The organism is Micromonospora sp. C28ISP2-4 (assembly GCF_030519385.1).
Classification (GTDB): domain Bacteria; phylum Actinomycetota; class Actinomycetes; order Mycobacteriales; family Micromonosporaceae; genus Micromonospora; species Micromonospora tulbaghiae.
This window is the reverse complement of sequence record NZ_JAUMKG010000002.1, coordinates 737,942-752,746: the sequence shown is the minus strand read 5'-3', so window position 1 is coordinate 752,746 and position 14,805 is coordinate 737,942. Positions and strand designations below refer to the sequence as shown.

Genomic DNA, 14,805 nt, shown 5'->3' with positions numbered 1-14,805 from the left:
CCGCGCAGCACGGCCGGCTGAGCGCGTCGGGGAGCCCGCGGGCCGGCGGACTCCCCGCGTGGTGGGTCAGGCGCGGGCGGCGGCCCGGCGCTCGGCGTCGGCCTTCATCCGGGCGGCGCGGTCGAGGTCGGCCTGCGACACGGCGGCGACCGAGCCGAAGACGCTCACCGCCTGGTAGTACGTCCAGGCGAGGCTGTAGCAGGCGGGCCGGACCACCGCGTTGTACGTGGCGCAGACGCGCTTCAGGTCGGCGTAGAAGGCGCTGTCCAGGCGGGACTTGCCGGCCGAGAAGACGCCCATCGCCTTGTGGTTGCGGTAGCCGAAGTCGTGCCGGTAGCAGGAGAGCTTGAAGTTGAACCCGATCGGGTTGTCCGGGCTGGACGAGCAGTAGTCGGTGGACCAGTCGAAGCCGTACCCGGTCCAGGGCGCCCGGTTCTGCCGGGCGCTGTTCCAGGCGTTGTAGCTGGACGCGCTGGTCTGCGTCCAGCTGGTCAGGACGGACAGCTTCTGCTGGGTGCTCACCGCCGCGGCGGCCGGTGTGGCCAGGCCGAGCAGGGTGAGCAGGGCGAGTGTTCCGGCGGCGAGGGTGGTGGCGAGGCGACGGGACACGGGAACCTCCGCGGGTGGTGGCCGGGATCTCCGGATGTCGACAAGTGTCGATCAAAGGGGTGAGCTGGGGCGATGCCCCGGGGAGCGGCTCGCTGACATCCGCCTGAACAGACGAATGCCCCCGGGTCGCGCGAGGCGGCCCGGGGGCATCCGGTGGGGGTCAGCGCACGAAGCGCGGCGGGCTCGCCGGGCTCTCGTTCGCCAGCCGGTCCAGCGCGGTCACGTAGTAGGTGTACCGGGCGTCGTCGGCCGCCGTGGTGTCCACCCAGGACTGCACGGCGCCGTCGGTGGCCCGCACGGTGCCGACCAGGTGCGAGGCGTCGGCGAAGTCGCAGCGCCCGGCCAGGCCGTGCCCGTCGAACCGGTAGATCGCGTACGACGCGGCGGTGCCGAGCGGGCCCTTGCCGTCGGCGGGCTGACGCCAGCTCAGGCGTACCCCGTCCGCCTCCCGCTGGGCCTTGGTGACCACCGGGAACAGCAGCGGCTTGCGCGGCAGATGCGTCATGGTGGGCACCAGCGCCGGGCGGGAGTAGTGCTCGGCGGCGTAGATGTCGGTGGCGCCGAGCCGGTTCGCCCGGACCTGCACCGCGGAGAAGTGCACGTTGCCGAGCACCTCCGGGTACGACCGGTTGAGCGTCAGGTGGTTCGACAGCTCCTGCGGGTTCATCCAGAACGACCCGTACGCCGGGTCACCGCTCTTGTAGTCGGCCTGGCCGATGTAGAGCTGGACCCGCGTGCCGCGCACCTGCTCGGCCCACCACGGCACCAGCCGGGCGTAGTCGGCGGCCGGGTACTGGCCGATGTACCAGTAGAGCTGCGGCACGATGTAGTCGATCCACTCCTCCTTGACCCACTTGCGGGAGTCGGCGGAGATGATGTCGTACGACTGCGAGCCGGTGGTGTCCGAGCCGTTCGGGTCGGCCGACGCGTTGCGCCAGATGCCGAACGGGCTGACGCCGAACTTCACATACGGCTTGACCGCCTTGATCTTGGCGTTCATCTCCTGGATCAGCAGGTTGATGTTGTCCCGCCGCCAGTCGGCCTTGTCCGTGAAGCCCCTGTTGTACGCCGCGAACGTGGCGTCGTCGGGCACCTGGTGAGTGCCGCTCGGGTACGGGTAGAAGTAGTCGTCGAAGTGCACGCCGTCGATGTCGTACCGCTTGACCGCGTCCATCATCGCGGTCTGGACGAACTCGCGGACCTCGGGGATGCCGGGGTTGTAGTAGAGCCGGCTGCCGGCGACGCCGGCGGGCGGGTAGGCGAAGACCCAGTCGGGGTGCTGGCGGGCCGGGCTGTCCGGGGCCAGTTGCGACAGGTCGGCGCCGGCGCCGCCGGGCGCGGGCATGGAGACGCGGTACGGGTTGAACCAGGCGTGGAACTCCAGGTTGCGCTTGTGCGACTCGGCGACCAGGAAGGCCAGCGGGTCCCAGCCGGGGTTCTTGCCGCGTACGCCGGTCAGGTACTCCGACCACGGCTCGTACGGCGAGGGCCAGAACGCGTCGGCGGTCGGGCGGACCTGGACCACGACGGCGTTGTGGTTGAGCTTCCGGGCCAGGTCGAGCCAGGCCAGGTATTCGGCCTTCTGCTTGGCCACCTGGTCCGGCGCGGTCCAGGAGTCCTTGCTGGGCCAGTCGATGTTCGTCACCGAGGCGATCCACATGGCCCGGAACTGGCGCTTGGGGGTGGCCGGGTCGGTGACGCAGTCGGTGGAGGGGGAAGTTGTGGTGCCGGTGTCGCCGGGGGCGGCCTGCGCCGGTGTGCCGGCGACCAGCGTGCCGAGCAGCGCCGCGACCAGCGCGGCGGCTCCGAGCCGAGTTGCCTTCATGCGGTGCGGTCCCTTCGTCGGGTCCGGGGGGACGGTCGGCGGCGGGGTGTGGCGGCAAGATTCGCCGCGCTACCCATGCCTCCGGTAGAAAACTTTCATCTATCCGTGCCCGGCGCAAGACCCTGACGGCCGATCGATGTCCCGCGCCGTCCGACTCGGCCGGATCGTGACGATTCCGAGACCTGCGGTGCCGGATTGGAGCGGAAAACGGCTGGGTAGCTAGCCCGATCACAGACCGCCACCGTGGCGGGCACACGGCGGGGGAGGTGATCAGATGTCGGTCCTGCGTACCAAGCCGATCCGGGACGTGCTCGCCCAGGGCGACGCCGACGGCGAGGACGGCAAACCGGGCCTGCGGCGCCGGCTCGGCGCGGTCGACCTGATGGGCTTCGGCATCGGCATCGTGATCGGCACCGGCATCTTCACGCTCACCGGGGTCGAGGCGCGCAACAGCGCCGGGCCGGGCGTGGTGATCTCGTTCGGCATCGCCGGCCTGGTCGCGCTGCTCGCCGCGCTCTGCTACGCCGAACTCGCCAGCAGCGTGCCGACCGCCGGCAGCGCCTACACCTACGCGTACGCGACCATGGGCGAGATCGTCGCCTGGATCATCGGCTGGGACCTGCTGCTGGAGTTCGCGCTCGGCGCGGCGGTGGTGGCCCGCGGCTGGTCCGGCTACCTCGCCGACCTGTTCGGCCTGCCCAGCGCCTGGTTCGCCGAGGAGGGCAGCGTCGTCAACCTCGGCGCGATCGGCATCGTGCTGGTGCTCGGCGTGGTCGCCATCGTCGGCATCCGCGAGTCGGCCCGGGTCACCAACCTGCTGGTGCTGGTCAAGGTGGCGATCTGTGCCTTCGTCGTCATCGCCGGGCTGTTCTTCGTCAAGGCGGCCAACCTCAGCCCGTTCATCCCGTCCGCCGAGCCGGCCGGTGCCGGGGACGACGGCATCAAGCAACCGGTCACCCAGGCGCTCTTCGGGCTGGAACCCTCCGTCTTCGGCTTCGTCGGGGTGCTCACCGCCGCCGCCGTCGTGTTCTTCGCGTACACCGGGTTCGAGGCCGTGGCGAACCTGGGTGAGGAGACCCGCAAGCCCAAGCGGGACCTGCCGCTGGGTCTGCTCGGCACGCTGCTCATCTCCACGGTGCTCTACATCGGCGTCTCGCTGGTCGTGGTCGGCATGGTCAAGTACACCGAGATCGACGAGGGCGCGCCGATCGCGTCCGCGTTCCGGGCGGTCGGCGCCGGGTGGGCCGCGGTGCTCGTCTCCATCGCCGCCGTCGCCGGGCTGACAAGCGTGATCCTGGTCGACCTGGTGGCCATGGGCCGGATCGGCTTCGCCATCGCCCGGGACGGGCTCATCCCGCCCGCCATCGCCAAGGTGCACCCGCGCTGGGGCACGCCGTACCGGATCGCCGGGATCATGACGATCGCGGTGGCGCTGCTGGCCGGCTTCCTGCCGCTGTCCGCGCTCGCCGACCTGGTCAGCATCGGCGCGCTCTGCGCGTTCACGCTGGTCGCCATCGCGGTGCCGATCCTGCGCAAGCGCCGCCCCGACCTGGAGCGGCCGTTCCGGGTGCCGTTCTCGCCGGTGCTGCCGATCGTCACCGCGCTGGCGTGCCTCTACCTGAGCCTGAACCTGTCGGTGGAGACCTGGCTGCGGTTCCTCGCCTGGATGCTGATCGGCGCGGTCATCTACTTCGGGTACGGCCACCGCAAGAACCGGCTCGCCCGGCGCGAGCACTCGGACACCCCCGAGCCCGCCCCCACCCCCTGAGGCGGGCCCCCCGAAGGAAGGGCCCCTTCTTAACGCCCGGCGTTAAGAAGGGGCCCTTCTACTACCGGAGGCGTTAAGAAGGGGCCCTTCCTTACCCGCTCACCCCTTCAGGCCGCTGCGGGACACGCCCTGGATGATGTGCCGCTGGGCGAGCACGAACAGGATCAGCACCGGCACGCTGGCCAGCACCGCGCCCGCCATGATGACCGGATAGTCGGTCACGTACGCGCCCTGGAGCAGGCCCAGGCCCGCCGGCAGGGTGAGCCGTTCCGGGCTGAACAGCACGTACACCGGCCAGAGGAAGTCGTTCCAGTTGGTCAGGAACGACAGGACCGCGAGCGTCGCCAGCGCCGGCTTCGACAGCGGCAGCAGCACCCGGTGGAAGATCTGCCAGTGGTTCGCGCCGTCCAGCACCGCCGCCTCCTCCAGCTCGGCCGGGATGGACAGGAAGAACTGGCGCAGGAAGAACACCCCGAACGCGCTGGCCGCGCCCGGCACGATCACCACCGTGAGCGTGTCGATCCAGTTCAGCCGCTCGGCGATGATGAAGTTCGGGATGATCAGCGAGGTGGGCGGCAGGAACAGCGTGCCCACGATCAGCGCGGACAGCAGCTTGCGTCCGCGGAACCGCATCCGGGCCAGCGCGTACGCGGCCATCGACGCGGTCACCAGCACCAGCAGCGTGTGCAGGGTGGCCGCCGCCATGCTGTTGACGAACCAGCGCAGCACCGGGTTCGCCGCGTTGTCGACGATCTGCCCGTAGCCGTAGGTGGAGAACGGGTCCGGCAGCCAGCCGGGCGGCACCCGCTGCGCGTCGTCGTACGTCTTCACCGACGTCAGCAGCATCCAGACCAGGGGAGTCACGAAGATCGCGGTGATCAGCAGCAGTACGGCGTACCGCCCCACCGTGCGCATGTTCCTCATGTCGTCCCCTCAGTCTTCCCGGTAGCGGAACAGCCGGAAGTTGGCGACGCTCACCACTGCGAGCATCAGCGCGAAGAACACGCTCATCGCGGCGGCCCGCCCGGCGTCGTAGTCCCGCAGCCCCTCGTCGACGATCCGCCAGACCACTGTGCGGGTCTGCTCGCCGGGCGCGCCCTGGGTGATCAGGAACGCCTGCCCGAACACGTTCGCCGAGGCGAGGATCGTGGTGGTGAAGACGAACAGCATGACCGGACGCAGTCCGGGGATCGTGACGTGGCGGAACCGGTCCCAGGCGCCCGCGCCGTCGACCTTCGCCGCCTCGTACAGCTCGGCCGGGATGTCCTGGAGACCGGCCAGGTAGATCACCGCGTTGAAGCCGCATGTCCACCACACGGTCACGCCGACCAGCGACACCCAGGCCCACGGCACGTCTGTCACCCACGGCGTGTCCGAGGGGAGCCCGACCACGCCGAGCAGCCGGTTGACCAGGCCCAGGTTGGCGTCCAGCAGGAACCGCCAGAGCAGGCCGATCACCGCCACGCCCAGCACGTACGGCGCGAAGAAGGCGGCCCGGAAGAAGGTGCGGCCGGGGAACGAGCGGTTGAGCAGCAGCGCCAGCCCGAGCGGGATCACCACGAGCAGCGGTACGGAGAACAGCGTGAAGATCCCTGTCGCCCGGACGCTCGACCACCAGTCCCCGTAGATCGCCGAGTCGCTGGAGAACAGGTCCCGGTAGTTGCCGAGCCCGACGAACGGCCGGTTGGGCAGTTGCAGGTCCCACTGGTGCAGGCTGATCCAGAGCCCGAACAGGATCGGCGCCAGGCCGAAGACGCCGAACAGGATCAGGTACGGCGCGAGGAAGAGGTACGGGGTAGCGCGGTTGCCGCGTTCCGTCGCGCCCCGGCGGCGGGTGGGCGCCGCCGGGGGCGGCGCGTTCTCACGCACCGCCCCGGCCTCGATCACGTCCGCCACGGCGGATCAGTTCCCGTACTTCTTGCGGTTGTCCTCGAGCTGCTTGTTCGCCTTGGCCACGCCGTCGTCGAGCGCCTGCTTCGGCGGCTTCTTGCCCAGCGCCGCCTCGTTGAACGCGCTGTAGAACGTCAGCATGACCTCGCCCAGGCCCGGCGCGGCGGGCGGGAAGGCGGCGTACTCCAGCTCCGGGGCGAGCGCGTTGACCTCGGTGAGGCCCTTGAAGTCGCCGCTCTCGCGGACCGCCTTGCGGGCCGGCACCTGGCCGCCCTTGGCCCAGTCGAGCGAGTGCTGGCTCAGCCAGTTGATGAACACCTTCGCCCCGGCGGTCTTGTTCGCGTTCGCGGAGCGCTGCTTGACGATGGTGAAGTTGTGCGAGTTCGCCCAGGCGGCCTTCTGGCTGCCGATCTGCGGCAGCGGCGCCACGCCCCACTGCACGTTCGGGCTCTTCTTCAGATCGTTGATCTGCCAGATGCCGTTCCAGGTGAACGCGTTCTTGCCGTTCTTGAACGCCAGGTAGTCGGCGTCCTGGCCGACGTTCGCCGGGGAGTGGCCCTGCTTGATCATGTCGACCAGCCAGGTGCACGCCTCGACCGCCGGGTCGGAGTTGAACGTCGCCTTCGCCACCTCGGCGTCGAAGAGCGTGCCACCCCACTGGTGCAGCAGGCTGTAGAAGGTCATGCCGCCGGTGAACTGGAACGGGCTGACCCAGAAGCCCTGCACGCCGGACTTCTTCAGCTCGGTGAGCGCCGCGGTGTACTCGTCCCGGGTCGTCGGCGGCTTCTCCGGGTCCAGGCCGGCCTTCTGCATGACGGCCTTGTTGTAGTAGAAGCCCAGCGGGTGCATGTCCAGCGGGATGCCGTACCGCTTGTCGTTGTAGAGGCCGCCCTTCCAGACCGTCGGGGCGAAGTCGCCCTCGCTCAGCTCCAGGGCCTTGGCCACGTCGTCCAGTTCGCTGATCGTGCCGCGGGCGGCGAACGTGGCGAGCTGGTCCATGTGCATGACCGCGATGTCCGGGCCGTTGCCGCTGGAGACCGCGCCGGGGAGCTTGCTGTAGTAGTCCTGCCATTCGTAGGTGATCACGCTGACCGCGATGTTCTGGTGCTCGCCGTTGAACTGCTGGACGAGCGCCTTGAAGATCTCGCCGTCGCCGCCGGTGAAGCCGTTCCACAGCTTCAGGTCCACCTTCGGGCCGGTGTAGTCCTTGCCGCCGTTGCCGGACGCGCCGGAGCTGTCGGAGCTGCTGCTGCCGCCGCCGCAGCCGCTGAGGGTCAGCGTGGCCGCAGCGCCGAGCCCGAGGCCGAGGCCGAGCAGGCGCCGCCGGCTCATCTCGTTCTGGATCATGGGTACTCCTTGGGGGACGGGATGGAGTATTGACTGGTCACGGCGCCGGCACGAAGCGCAGCAGGTTCCAGGAGGCGGCCGGCAGCAGCACGGAGGCTCGGCCGCCGTCGACGGTGGGAGTGGTGAGGTCCCGGGGCGTGACCCGCTCCGGGTCCGCTTCGGTGTTCGTGGCGTCCGGGTCGCTCCCGGCCGCCACAGTGGTGTGCGCCTCGGCCCGCAGGCCGGGCAGGCCGCGCAGGTCCAGGTCGAGCGGGACGTCCTGCGAGCTGCGGTTGACAGCGAAGACGGCCACCCCGCCGCTCTCTTCGTCGTGCACGGCGACGGTGTCCAGCGCGGGCACGTCGCCGTACCGCCGGGTCTCGTAGGTCGGGCCGGTGGGCTCGGTCCGCAGCACGGTGCCGCGGGCGTACCGGGCGGTCAGGGCGAACGGGTGGAAGATGCTCTGCCGCCAGGCCGGGCCGCCGTTGCGGGTGCGGATCGGGGCGATCACGTTGGCGAGCTGCGCCTGGCAGGCCACGCCGATGCGGTCGGCGTGCCGGAGCAGGGTGATCAGCAGGTCGCCCACCACCACCGCGTCGACGGCCGTGTAGTCGTCCTCGATCAGCGCCGGCGCCTCGACCCAGCCGCGCCGGTCCAGGTCGGACTGGAGGCGGGACTGGTACCAGACGTTCCACTCGTCGAAGGAGATCTTCAGCTTGCGCTTCTGCCGCAGCTTGGCGCCCACGTGGTCGGCGGTGGCGACGACCTCGGTGATGAAGGCGTCCATGTCGACGGCGGAGGCGAGCAGGCTGGCCCGGTCACCGTCGGAGGGGTCGTAGTAGGTGTGGGCGGAGATGTAGTCGACGTGCTCGTAGGTGTGTTCCAGCACTGTCGCCTCCCACGCGGCGAACGTGGGCATCCCCCGGCCGGAGCTGCCGCAGGCGACCAGGCTGATCGAGGGGTCGATCATCTTCATCGCGCGGGCGGTCTCGGCGGCTAGGCGGCCGTACTCGTCGGCGGTCTTGTGCCCGACCTGCCACGGCCCGTCCATCTCGTTGCCGAGGCACCACAGCCGCACCCCGTACGGCTGCTCGGCGCCGTGCTTGCGGCGCAGGTCGGACAGTTGGGTGCCGCCCGGGTGGTTGGTGTACTCCAGCAGGTCGAGGGCCTCGGTGACGCCGCGGGTGCCGAGGTTGACGGCCATCATCGGCTCGACCCCGGCCTCCGCGGCCCAGATCATGAACTCGTCCAGCCCGAACTCGTTCGTCTCGATGGTCTTCCAGGCCAGGTCGAGCCGGCGCGGGCGGTCGCCGACCGGGCCGACGCCGTCCTCCCAGCGGTAGCTGGAGACGAAGTTTCCGCCCGGGTACCGGACCACCGACACGCCCAGCTCGCGGGTCAGGTCCAGCACGTCGCGCCGCAGACCCCGCCGGTCGGCTGTCGGATGTCCCGGTTCGTACACCCCGCCGTAGACGCAGCGCCCCATGTGCTCGACGAAGGAACCGAAGATCCGGCGGTCCGCCGGTGCGACCCGGAACGCCGGATCGATCGTGAGCTGCGCGTTCGGCACGATGCCAACCTCTCCCTCGCTGCTGTTGCGGGTGACCGCGGTCACTCCGCCGTCAGTGGTTTCTACAACGTTGTAAGCGCCCGTGTAAAGAGGCAGTTGCGTCGTCGTGGCGCGGTACAGTGCGGCCAGCGTTCACCGGAAGGAAGTGCAGTGCGGCACAGGCTCAAGGACGTCGCGGAGCGGGCCGGAGTGTCGGTGAAGACCGTCTCCAACGTCGTGAACGGCTACCAGCACGTGCGCGCCGACACCCGGGCCCGGGTCGAGGAGGCCATCGCCGCACTCAACTACCGGCCCAACCTGTCGGCCCGCAACCTGCGCAAGGGCCGTACCGGGGTGATCGCGCTGGCCGTACCCGAGCTGGACATCCCCTACTTCGCCGAGCTGGCCCGGCACGTCGTCACCGCCGCCGCCGACCAGGGCTGGACCGTGCTCATCGACCAGACCGGCGGCGGCTCCGAGCAGGAACGCAAGGCCGCCAGCGGTATCGGCGACCACATGATCGACGGCCTGATCCTGAGCCCGCTCGCGCTCACCGCCGACGACCTCGCCGCGCTGGCCGGCCTGCCCATGGTGCTGCTGGGCGAACGGGTCGACCACGGCCCCGCCGACCACGTCATGATCGACAACGTGGCCGCGGCCCGCGAGATCACCGCCCACCTGATCGGGCTCGGCCGCCGCCGGATCGCCGCGATCGGCTCCCAGCGCACCCCCGAGGGCGCCAGCGCCCGGCTCCGCCTGGCCGGCTACGCCGCCGCGCTGGCGCAGGCCGGCATCGCGTACGACGACCGCCTGGTGGCGCCCGCGCCGGCCTGGCACCGCGCGGACGGCGCCGCCGCCATGCGCAACCTGCTCACCACCGGGGTACGCCCCGACGCCGTCTTCTGCTTCAACGACACGCTCGCGCTCGGCGCGCTGCGTGCCCTGCACGAGGTGGGCCTGCGCGTGCCCGAGGACGTCGCGGTGGCCGGCTTCGACGACATCGAGGACGGCCGCTTCTCGATCCCGACGCTGACCACGGTCGCCCCCGACAAGGAACGCATCGCCCGCCTCGCGGTCGAGCTGCTGGCGGGTCGCCTGGGCCCCGACCGCGACGCCCCGCCGCGCGAGCTGGTGGCCCCCCACCACCTGGCCCTGCGCGAGTCCGCCTAGCCCTCCTCTGGCCGGCCGCGTCGATCATGAAGTTGACGGCGAAGTCGATCTCCTTGAGTGCCGTCAACGTCATGATCGACGGTCTCTCGGGCGGGGTGGGGTCAGTCGAAGAAGCGGGCCAGGTGGGAGGCGGGCGGGGCGGGGGCGTCCGGTGGCAGCGGAGTCAGGTCGGCGAAGATCGAGGCGCCGTCGCAGCCGACGTGCAGCGGATACCAGCGCGGCGTGCCCGGCGGGCGCTGACCGCAGATGCCCTTGAACGTCTGCACGTCGAGCAGGCGTACGTGGGTCGGGTCGGCCACCGCGTTGACGTGCCGCCACCAGGGACTCATCACGTGCAGCACCCCGCCCGGCCGCAGCACCCGGTGGCACTCGTCGAACAACGGCAGGAAGTCGATCAGGTGCTCGACGATGTGCACCGCGAAGAACACGTCCACCGAGTCGTCACGCAGCGGCAGCGAGCCGGCCAGGTTGGCGACCGCGTTCACGCCCGGCGCCGGATAGATGTCCAGCCCCAGGTTGCCCGGCCACTGCTTGGTCGCGCCGCAGCCCAGGTCGACCACCACCGGCGCCCGCCCGGCCACGGCGACCCGGCACCAGACCCCGAGTACGCCGGACAGCCGGCCGATCAGCTCCCGCACCAGCCGTAGCTGTTCCGGATCGGCGACCTCGCCGGTCAGGTGTGCCACCCCACGGTCGAAGCGGACCTCGACGGCCGTGCCGCGCAGCCGCTCGTCGTGCCGTACCATGTCGGCCCACGCCTCGGCGAGGAAGCCGTCGGTCTGCCGGAGCCGCTCACCCGAGAGCGCGGTCTGCCCCATCGCCACCATGCGCCACCTCCGGCGGCCCGTTACCCCCGATTCGCCCAGATATGCCCCACCCACGCTCGTCCACCCGCCCCGAGCCGTGCGCCGCCCTCGTCGGTCCGCCGACCCCGCCCGCCGCCTCGGTGACCAAGGAGTTCACGTCAGCAGAGGACGCCCCCGACGACCGAAACCCCTTGATCACCGGCGCACGCCCAAGATCTTGGGAAGATCCCGACCCCCACAGGGCCCTTCCCTTCCAAGATCTCCCACGACCCTGGACACACCCCGATGATCAAGGAGTTCGTGTCCTGTTCCGAGGGCGAAGCCGACACAAACCCCGTGATCACCGAGCCGCGGTCGGGTTGTGCGCGGAAATGGATCGGACTCGCGGGTCCGTCTCCGCTGATCTTGCACTTTCGGCCCGGACCAAGCTCGCAAAAGGGGCATCTGAGGGGCGGCAACTGCAAGATCGACGGGATCAGGGGGGAGGGCAGGAGGAGGGGAGGGCTGGTCAGGGGGAGAGGGTTCGGCGGACTGTGCGGGAGCCTCGCATGCGCTGGCGGGGCTGGGCGGCTGCCGCCTTCGGGCGCTTGAGGTGGTAGCGGTGCAACTCGTTGTTGCCCGGCAGCGACGGATCCTCGCTCATCGCGACCAGTTCCCAGCCCTGGTCACCGGCCCGGTTCAGGTGGGCCAGCGCGGTGTCGCCGTACGGCGTCACGTCGATCATGGAGCCGTCCGGGCCGTACCAGATGAAGACGACCTCCCAACCGGCGTCGGTGGTGGCGGCCTGGCGGCGGCGGACCAGCAGCGCGTACTCCCACTTGAGCATGCGCTCATTGTGGACCCGCGCGGGCGACTCGGCACGGATCAGTGTTCGGCGATCCGTCCGTCCGCCACGCGCAGCCGCCGGTTCACGCTCACCGCGTCGAGCATCCGCCGGTCGTGCGTCACCAGCAGCAGCGTTCCCGGGTAGCTCGCCAGCGCCGATTCGAGCTGCTCGATCGCGGCCAGGTCGAGGTGGTTGGTCGGCTCGTCGAGCACCAGCAGGTTCACGCCCCGGCCCTGGAGCAGGGCCAGCGCGGCCCGGGTCCGCTCGCCGGGGGACAGCGTCGCCGCCGGGCGCAGCACATGCTCGGCGCGCAGCCCGAACTTGGCCAGCAGCGTCCGCACGTCCGCCGGGGCCAGATCCGGTACGGCGGCGCCGAACGCGTCGAGCAGCGGCTGGTCGCCGAGGAACAGTCCCCGGGCCTGGTCGACCTCGCCGACCACCACACCCGGGCCGAGCGCGGCGTGCCCCTCGTCCACTGGGAGCCGGCCGAGCAGCGCGGCGAGCAGCGTGCTCTTGCCGGAGCCGTTCGCCCCGGTGATCGCCACCCGGTCGGCCCAGTCGATCTGCAGGTCCACCGGCCCGAGCGTGAAGCCGCCACGGCGTACCACAGCTTGCCGGAGCGAGGCGACGACGGCGCCGGCGCGGGGGGCGGCGGCGATCTCCATCCGCAGCTCCCACTCCTTGCGCGGCTCCTCGACCACCTCCAGCCGCTCGATCAGCCGGGCGGTCTGCTTGGCCTTCGCGGCCTGCTTCTCGGTCGACTCGGCGCGGTACTTGCGGCCGACCTTGTCGTTGTCAGTGGCCTTGCGGCGGGCGTTCTTGACGCCCTTCTCCATCCACGCCCGCTGGGTACGGGCGCGCGCCTCCAGGTCGGCCTTCGTGTCGGCGTACTCCTCGTACTCCTCGCGGGCGTGCCGGCGCGCCACCTCCCGCTCCTCCAGGTAGGCCGCGTAGCCACCGCCGTAGTGCTTGACCTGCCGCTGGTGCAGGTCCAGCTCGACGATCCGGGTGACGGTGCGGGTGAGGAACTCCCGGTCGTGGCTGACCACCACGGTGCCGGCGCGCAGGCCGGTGACGAACCGTTCCAGCCGGTCCAGCCCGGCCAGGTCGAGGTCGTTCGTGGGCTCGTCGAGCAGGAAGACGTCGTACCGGCTGAGCAGCAGCGACGCCAGCCCGGCGCGGGCGGCCTGCCCGCCGGACAGGCCGGTCATCGGATGGTCCAGGCCCACGTCGAGACCCAGCTCCGCGGCGACCTGCGCGGCCCGCTCGTCCAGATCCGCGCCGCCGAGGTCGAGCCAGCGTTCCAGAGCATTCGCGTACGCGTCGTCGGCGCCCGCCGCCCCGGCGGTGAGCGCCTCGGTGGCGGCGTCCAGTGCGGCCTGAGCGCCGCTCACCCCGGTCCGCCGGGCCAGGAACTCGCGGACCGACTCGCCCGGCCGGCGCTCCGGCTCCTGCGGCAGGTAGCCGACGCTCGCCGTGGGTGGGCTCAGCGCGACGGAGCCCTGCTCGCGGGGGGCCAGGCCGGCGAGGGTACGCAGCAGCGTGGACTTGCCCGCGCCGTTGACCCCTACCAGCCCGATCACGTCGCCGGGCGCGACGACCAGGTCGAGGTCTTCGAAGAGGAGGCGGTCACCGTGGCCGGCGGTGAGGTCCTTGGCGATCAACGTGGCGCTCATCAGGTGATCGAGCCTACCGGCGGGCGCATTCGGATTACCGCGACCCGCGCTCGCGGCGGCACCGGTGTGAGGGACACTCACAGCCGTGGTGACCACACTGGCGATCGACTGCGGTGGCGGCGGGATCAAGGCCTCCGTGCTGGACGCCGCCGGGACCATGCGCGCGCGGCCGTTGCGCGTGCCCACGCCGTACCCGTTGCCGCCCGGTCTGTTCGTCAAGACGCTGCTGGATCTCGGCGCCCGCCTGCCCACGGCGGACCGGCTCACCGTCGGCATGCCCGGCATGATCCGGCACGGCGTGGTGGTGGCGACGCCGCACTACGTGACCCGCGCCGGGCCGCGCAGCCGCGTCGACCCGGACCTGGTCGCCGAGTGGTCCGGGTACGACGCGCGCACCGCGCTGGCCGAGGCGTTCGGCGTGCCGGCGCTGGTGCTCAACGACGCGGAGGTGCACGGCGCGGGCGTGGTCGCCGGGACCGGCTGCGAGCTGGTGCTGACGCTCGGCACCGGGCTGGGCAGCGCGTTGTTCGACGGCGGCGTGCTGGCGCCGCACCTGGAGCTCTCGCACGCGCCGGTGCGGTGGAACACCACCTACGACACGTACGTGGGGGAGCCGGAACGGCGACGCCTGGGCGACGCGTTCTGGTCGCGGCGGATCCGGCAGGTGGTGGACGGCCTGCGACCGGTGTTCCGCTGGGACCGGCTGTATCTCGGCGGCGGCAACTCCCGGCTGATCCGGGCCGAGCAGGTGGCCCGGATGGGCGACGACGTGGTGATCGTCCCCAACACAGCCGGAATCGTCGGTGGTGTCCGGGCCTGGGACCTGATCGGCGGCCGGTACGACCCGACCACCTGATCTTCGCCCGCAGGAACACTCGCGCTCGCGCCGGTGTTGTGCCAGCGTCGGACCTAGGGCCTGGCGCGACACGAGGAGGTGGGTCGAGTGGATCTTCTGGCGGAGTACCGGCGGGCGACCATGTTCTTCGAAGCGGGTGACCCGACCGGAGCGGCCCGGCTGCTCGAACCGATCATCGAGGCGGAGCCGGACAACTCCTCGGTCCGGCAGCTGCTGGCCCGCGCGTACTTCCAGTCGGCCCAGCTCAACCGGGCCGAGGAGCAGTTGCGCGCGCTGGTCGACCGCGACCCGAGCGACCACTACGCGCACCACGTGCTCGGCCGCACGCTGGAGCGGATGAACCGGCCGGTGGACGCGCTGCGGCACCTGCGCATCGCTGCCGCGATGTACTCGACGAACACCGACTACGCCACCGCCCTGCGCCGGGTGGAGGGCAAGGTCGGTCGTTGACGGGTCACGTTGGTCGTTGACTGGTCACGCGGAAGGGCAGCCCGGGCGGGCTGC

General features: G+C 71.1%; 13 protein-coding genes. 4 read left to right on the top strand and 9 right to left on the bottom strand.

Annotated elements, in window-relative coordinates:
* Nucleotides 1-66: 66 nt before the first annotated feature.
* Together Q3W68_RS12330 and Q3W68_RS12325 are read right to left on the bottom strand one after the other, a co-directional pair.
* Nucleotides 67-609, bottom strand: coding sequence for a phospholipase (locus Q3W68_RS12330; protein WP_302905515.1), 543 nt, complete (start codon nucleotides 607-609; stop codon nucleotides 67-69).
* A 160-nt stretch (nucleotides 610-769) separates the two neighbouring features.
* A complete protein-coding gene (locus tag Q3W68_RS12325; protein WP_302905514.1) occupies nucleotides 770-2,434 on the bottom strand; it encodes a glycoside hydrolase family 10 protein in 1,665 nt (554 codons plus the stop codon).
* A 274-nt stretch (nucleotides 2,435-2,708) separates the two neighbouring features.
* Here Q3W68_RS12325 and Q3W68_RS12320 point away from each other — a divergent pair, with 274 nt between their 5' ends.
* Nucleotides 2,709-4,202: an amino acid permease gene (locus Q3W68_RS12320; RefSeq protein ID WP_302905513.1), complete on the top strand. Its 1,494-nt coding sequence runs from the start codon at nucleotides 2,709-2,711 to the stop codon at nucleotides 4,200-4,202.
* Nucleotides 4,203-4,301: 99 nt separating this feature from the next.
* Here Q3W68_RS12320 and Q3W68_RS12315 read toward each other — a convergent pair whose 3' ends face one another.
* From Q3W68_RS12315 to Q3W68_RS12300, 4 genes are read right to left on the bottom strand one after another with little or no spacing between them, the layout of a single operon-like run.
* Complete coding sequence (locus Q3W68_RS12315) at nucleotides 4,302-5,126, bottom strand: carbohydrate ABC transporter permease (RefSeq protein WP_302905512.1); 825 nt, start codon at nucleotides 5,124-5,126, stop codon at nucleotides 4,302-4,304.
* Nucleotides 5,127-5,135: 9 nt separating this feature from the next.
* Entirely contained in the window at nucleotides 5,136-6,098 is a 963-nt protein-coding gene (locus Q3W68_RS12310; RefSeq protein WP_302905511.1) for a carbohydrate ABC transporter permease, read from the bottom strand.
* 6 nt (nucleotides 6,099-6,104) lie between these two features.
* Nucleotides 6,105-7,439: an ABC transporter substrate-binding protein gene (locus Q3W68_RS12305; RefSeq protein ID WP_302905510.1), complete on the bottom strand. Its 1,335-nt coding sequence runs from the start codon at nucleotides 7,437-7,439 to the stop codon at nucleotides 6,105-6,107.
* A 37-nt stretch (nucleotides 7,440-7,476) separates the two neighbouring features.
* Complete coding sequence (locus Q3W68_RS12300; protein ID WP_302905509.1) at nucleotides 7,477-8,988, bottom strand: alpha-N-arabinofuranosidase; 1,512 nt, start codon at nucleotides 8,986-8,988, stop codon at nucleotides 7,477-7,479.
* Between the two features lie 150 nt (nucleotides 8,989-9,138).
* Here Q3W68_RS12300 and Q3W68_RS12295 point away from each other — a divergent pair, with 150 nt between their 5' ends.
* Nucleotides 9,139-10,137 (top strand): LacI family DNA-binding transcriptional regulator, encoded by a 999-nt coding sequence (locus tag Q3W68_RS12295; RefSeq protein ID WP_302905508.1) that lies wholly within the window; start codon nucleotides 9,139-9,141, stop codon nucleotides 10,135-10,137.
* 101 nt (nucleotides 10,138-10,238) lie between these two features.
* On the opposite strand, the gene Q3W68_RS12290 is transcribed toward Q3W68_RS12295, so the two are convergent.
* The 3 genes from Q3W68_RS12290 to Q3W68_RS12280 form a co-directional block, all read right to left on the bottom strand.
* Entirely contained in the window at nucleotides 10,239-10,964 is a 726-nt protein-coding gene (locus tag Q3W68_RS12290) for a methyltransferase domain-containing protein (RefSeq protein ID WP_302905507.1), read from the bottom strand.
* Nucleotides 10,965-11,451: 487 nt separating this feature from the next.
* Complete coding sequence (locus tag Q3W68_RS12285; protein WP_302905506.1) at nucleotides 11,452-11,769, bottom strand: hypothetical protein; 318 nt, start codon at nucleotides 11,767-11,769, stop codon at nucleotides 11,452-11,454.
* Nucleotides 11,770-11,807: 38 nt separating this feature from the next.
* Nucleotides 11,808-13,445 carry an ABC-F family ATP-binding cassette domain-containing protein gene (locus Q3W68_RS12280; RefSeq protein ID WP_302905505.1) on the bottom strand — a complete coding sequence of 546 codons (1,638 nt, stop codon included), beginning with the start codon at nucleotides 13,443-13,445 and terminating at the stop codon, nucleotides 11,808-11,810.
* An 85-nt stretch (nucleotides 13,446-13,530) separates the two neighbouring features.
* Between Q3W68_RS12280 and Q3W68_RS12275 the strand changes: the two genes are divergently transcribed.
* Nucleotides 13,531-14,301 (top strand): ROK family protein, encoded by a 771-nt coding sequence (locus Q3W68_RS12275; RefSeq protein ID WP_302905504.1) that lies wholly within the window; start codon nucleotides 13,531-13,533, stop codon nucleotides 14,299-14,301.
* Between the two features lie 87 nt (nucleotides 14,302-14,388).
* The gene (locus Q3W68_RS12270) at nucleotides 14,389-14,751 is read left to right on the top strand and encodes a M48 family metallopeptidase (RefSeq protein WP_013288725.1); all 363 of its coding nucleotides are present in this window, start codon (nucleotides 14,389-14,391) and stop codon (nucleotides 14,749-14,751) included.
* The last annotated feature ends 54 nt before the right edge of the window (nucleotides 14,752-14,805 follow it).

Excerpts from the sequence above, each read along its gene's own strand:
- Q3W68_RS12290 (WP_302905507.1), bottom strand. The coding sequence starts at position 10,964 with ATGGTGGCGATGGGGCAGACCGCGCTCTCGGGTGAGCGGCTCCGGCAG.
- Q3W68_RS12320 (WP_302905513.1), top strand. The coding sequence starts at position 2,709 with ATGTCGGTCCTGCGTACCAAGCCGATCCGGGACGTGCTCGCCCAGGGC.
- Q3W68_RS12280 (WP_302905505.1), bottom strand. The coding sequence starts at position 13,445 with ATGAGCGCCACGTTGATCGCCAAGGACCTCACCGCCGGCCACGGTGAC.
- Q3W68_RS12325 (WP_302905514.1), bottom strand. The coding sequence starts at position 2,434 with ATGAAGGCAACTCGGCTCGGAGCCGCCGCGCTGGTCGCGGCGCTGCTC.
- Q3W68_RS12285 (WP_302905506.1), bottom strand. The coding sequence starts at position 11,769 with ATGCTCAAGTGGGAGTACGCGCTGCTGGTCCGCCGCCGCCAGGCCGCC.
- Q3W68_RS12305 (WP_302905510.1), bottom strand. The coding sequence starts at position 7,439 with ATGATCCAGAACGAGATGAGCCGGCGGCGCCTGCTCGGCCTCGGCCTC.
- Q3W68_RS12315 (WP_302905512.1), bottom strand. The coding sequence starts at position 5,126 with ATGAGGAACATGCGCACGGTGGGGCGGTACGCCGTACTGCTGCTGATC.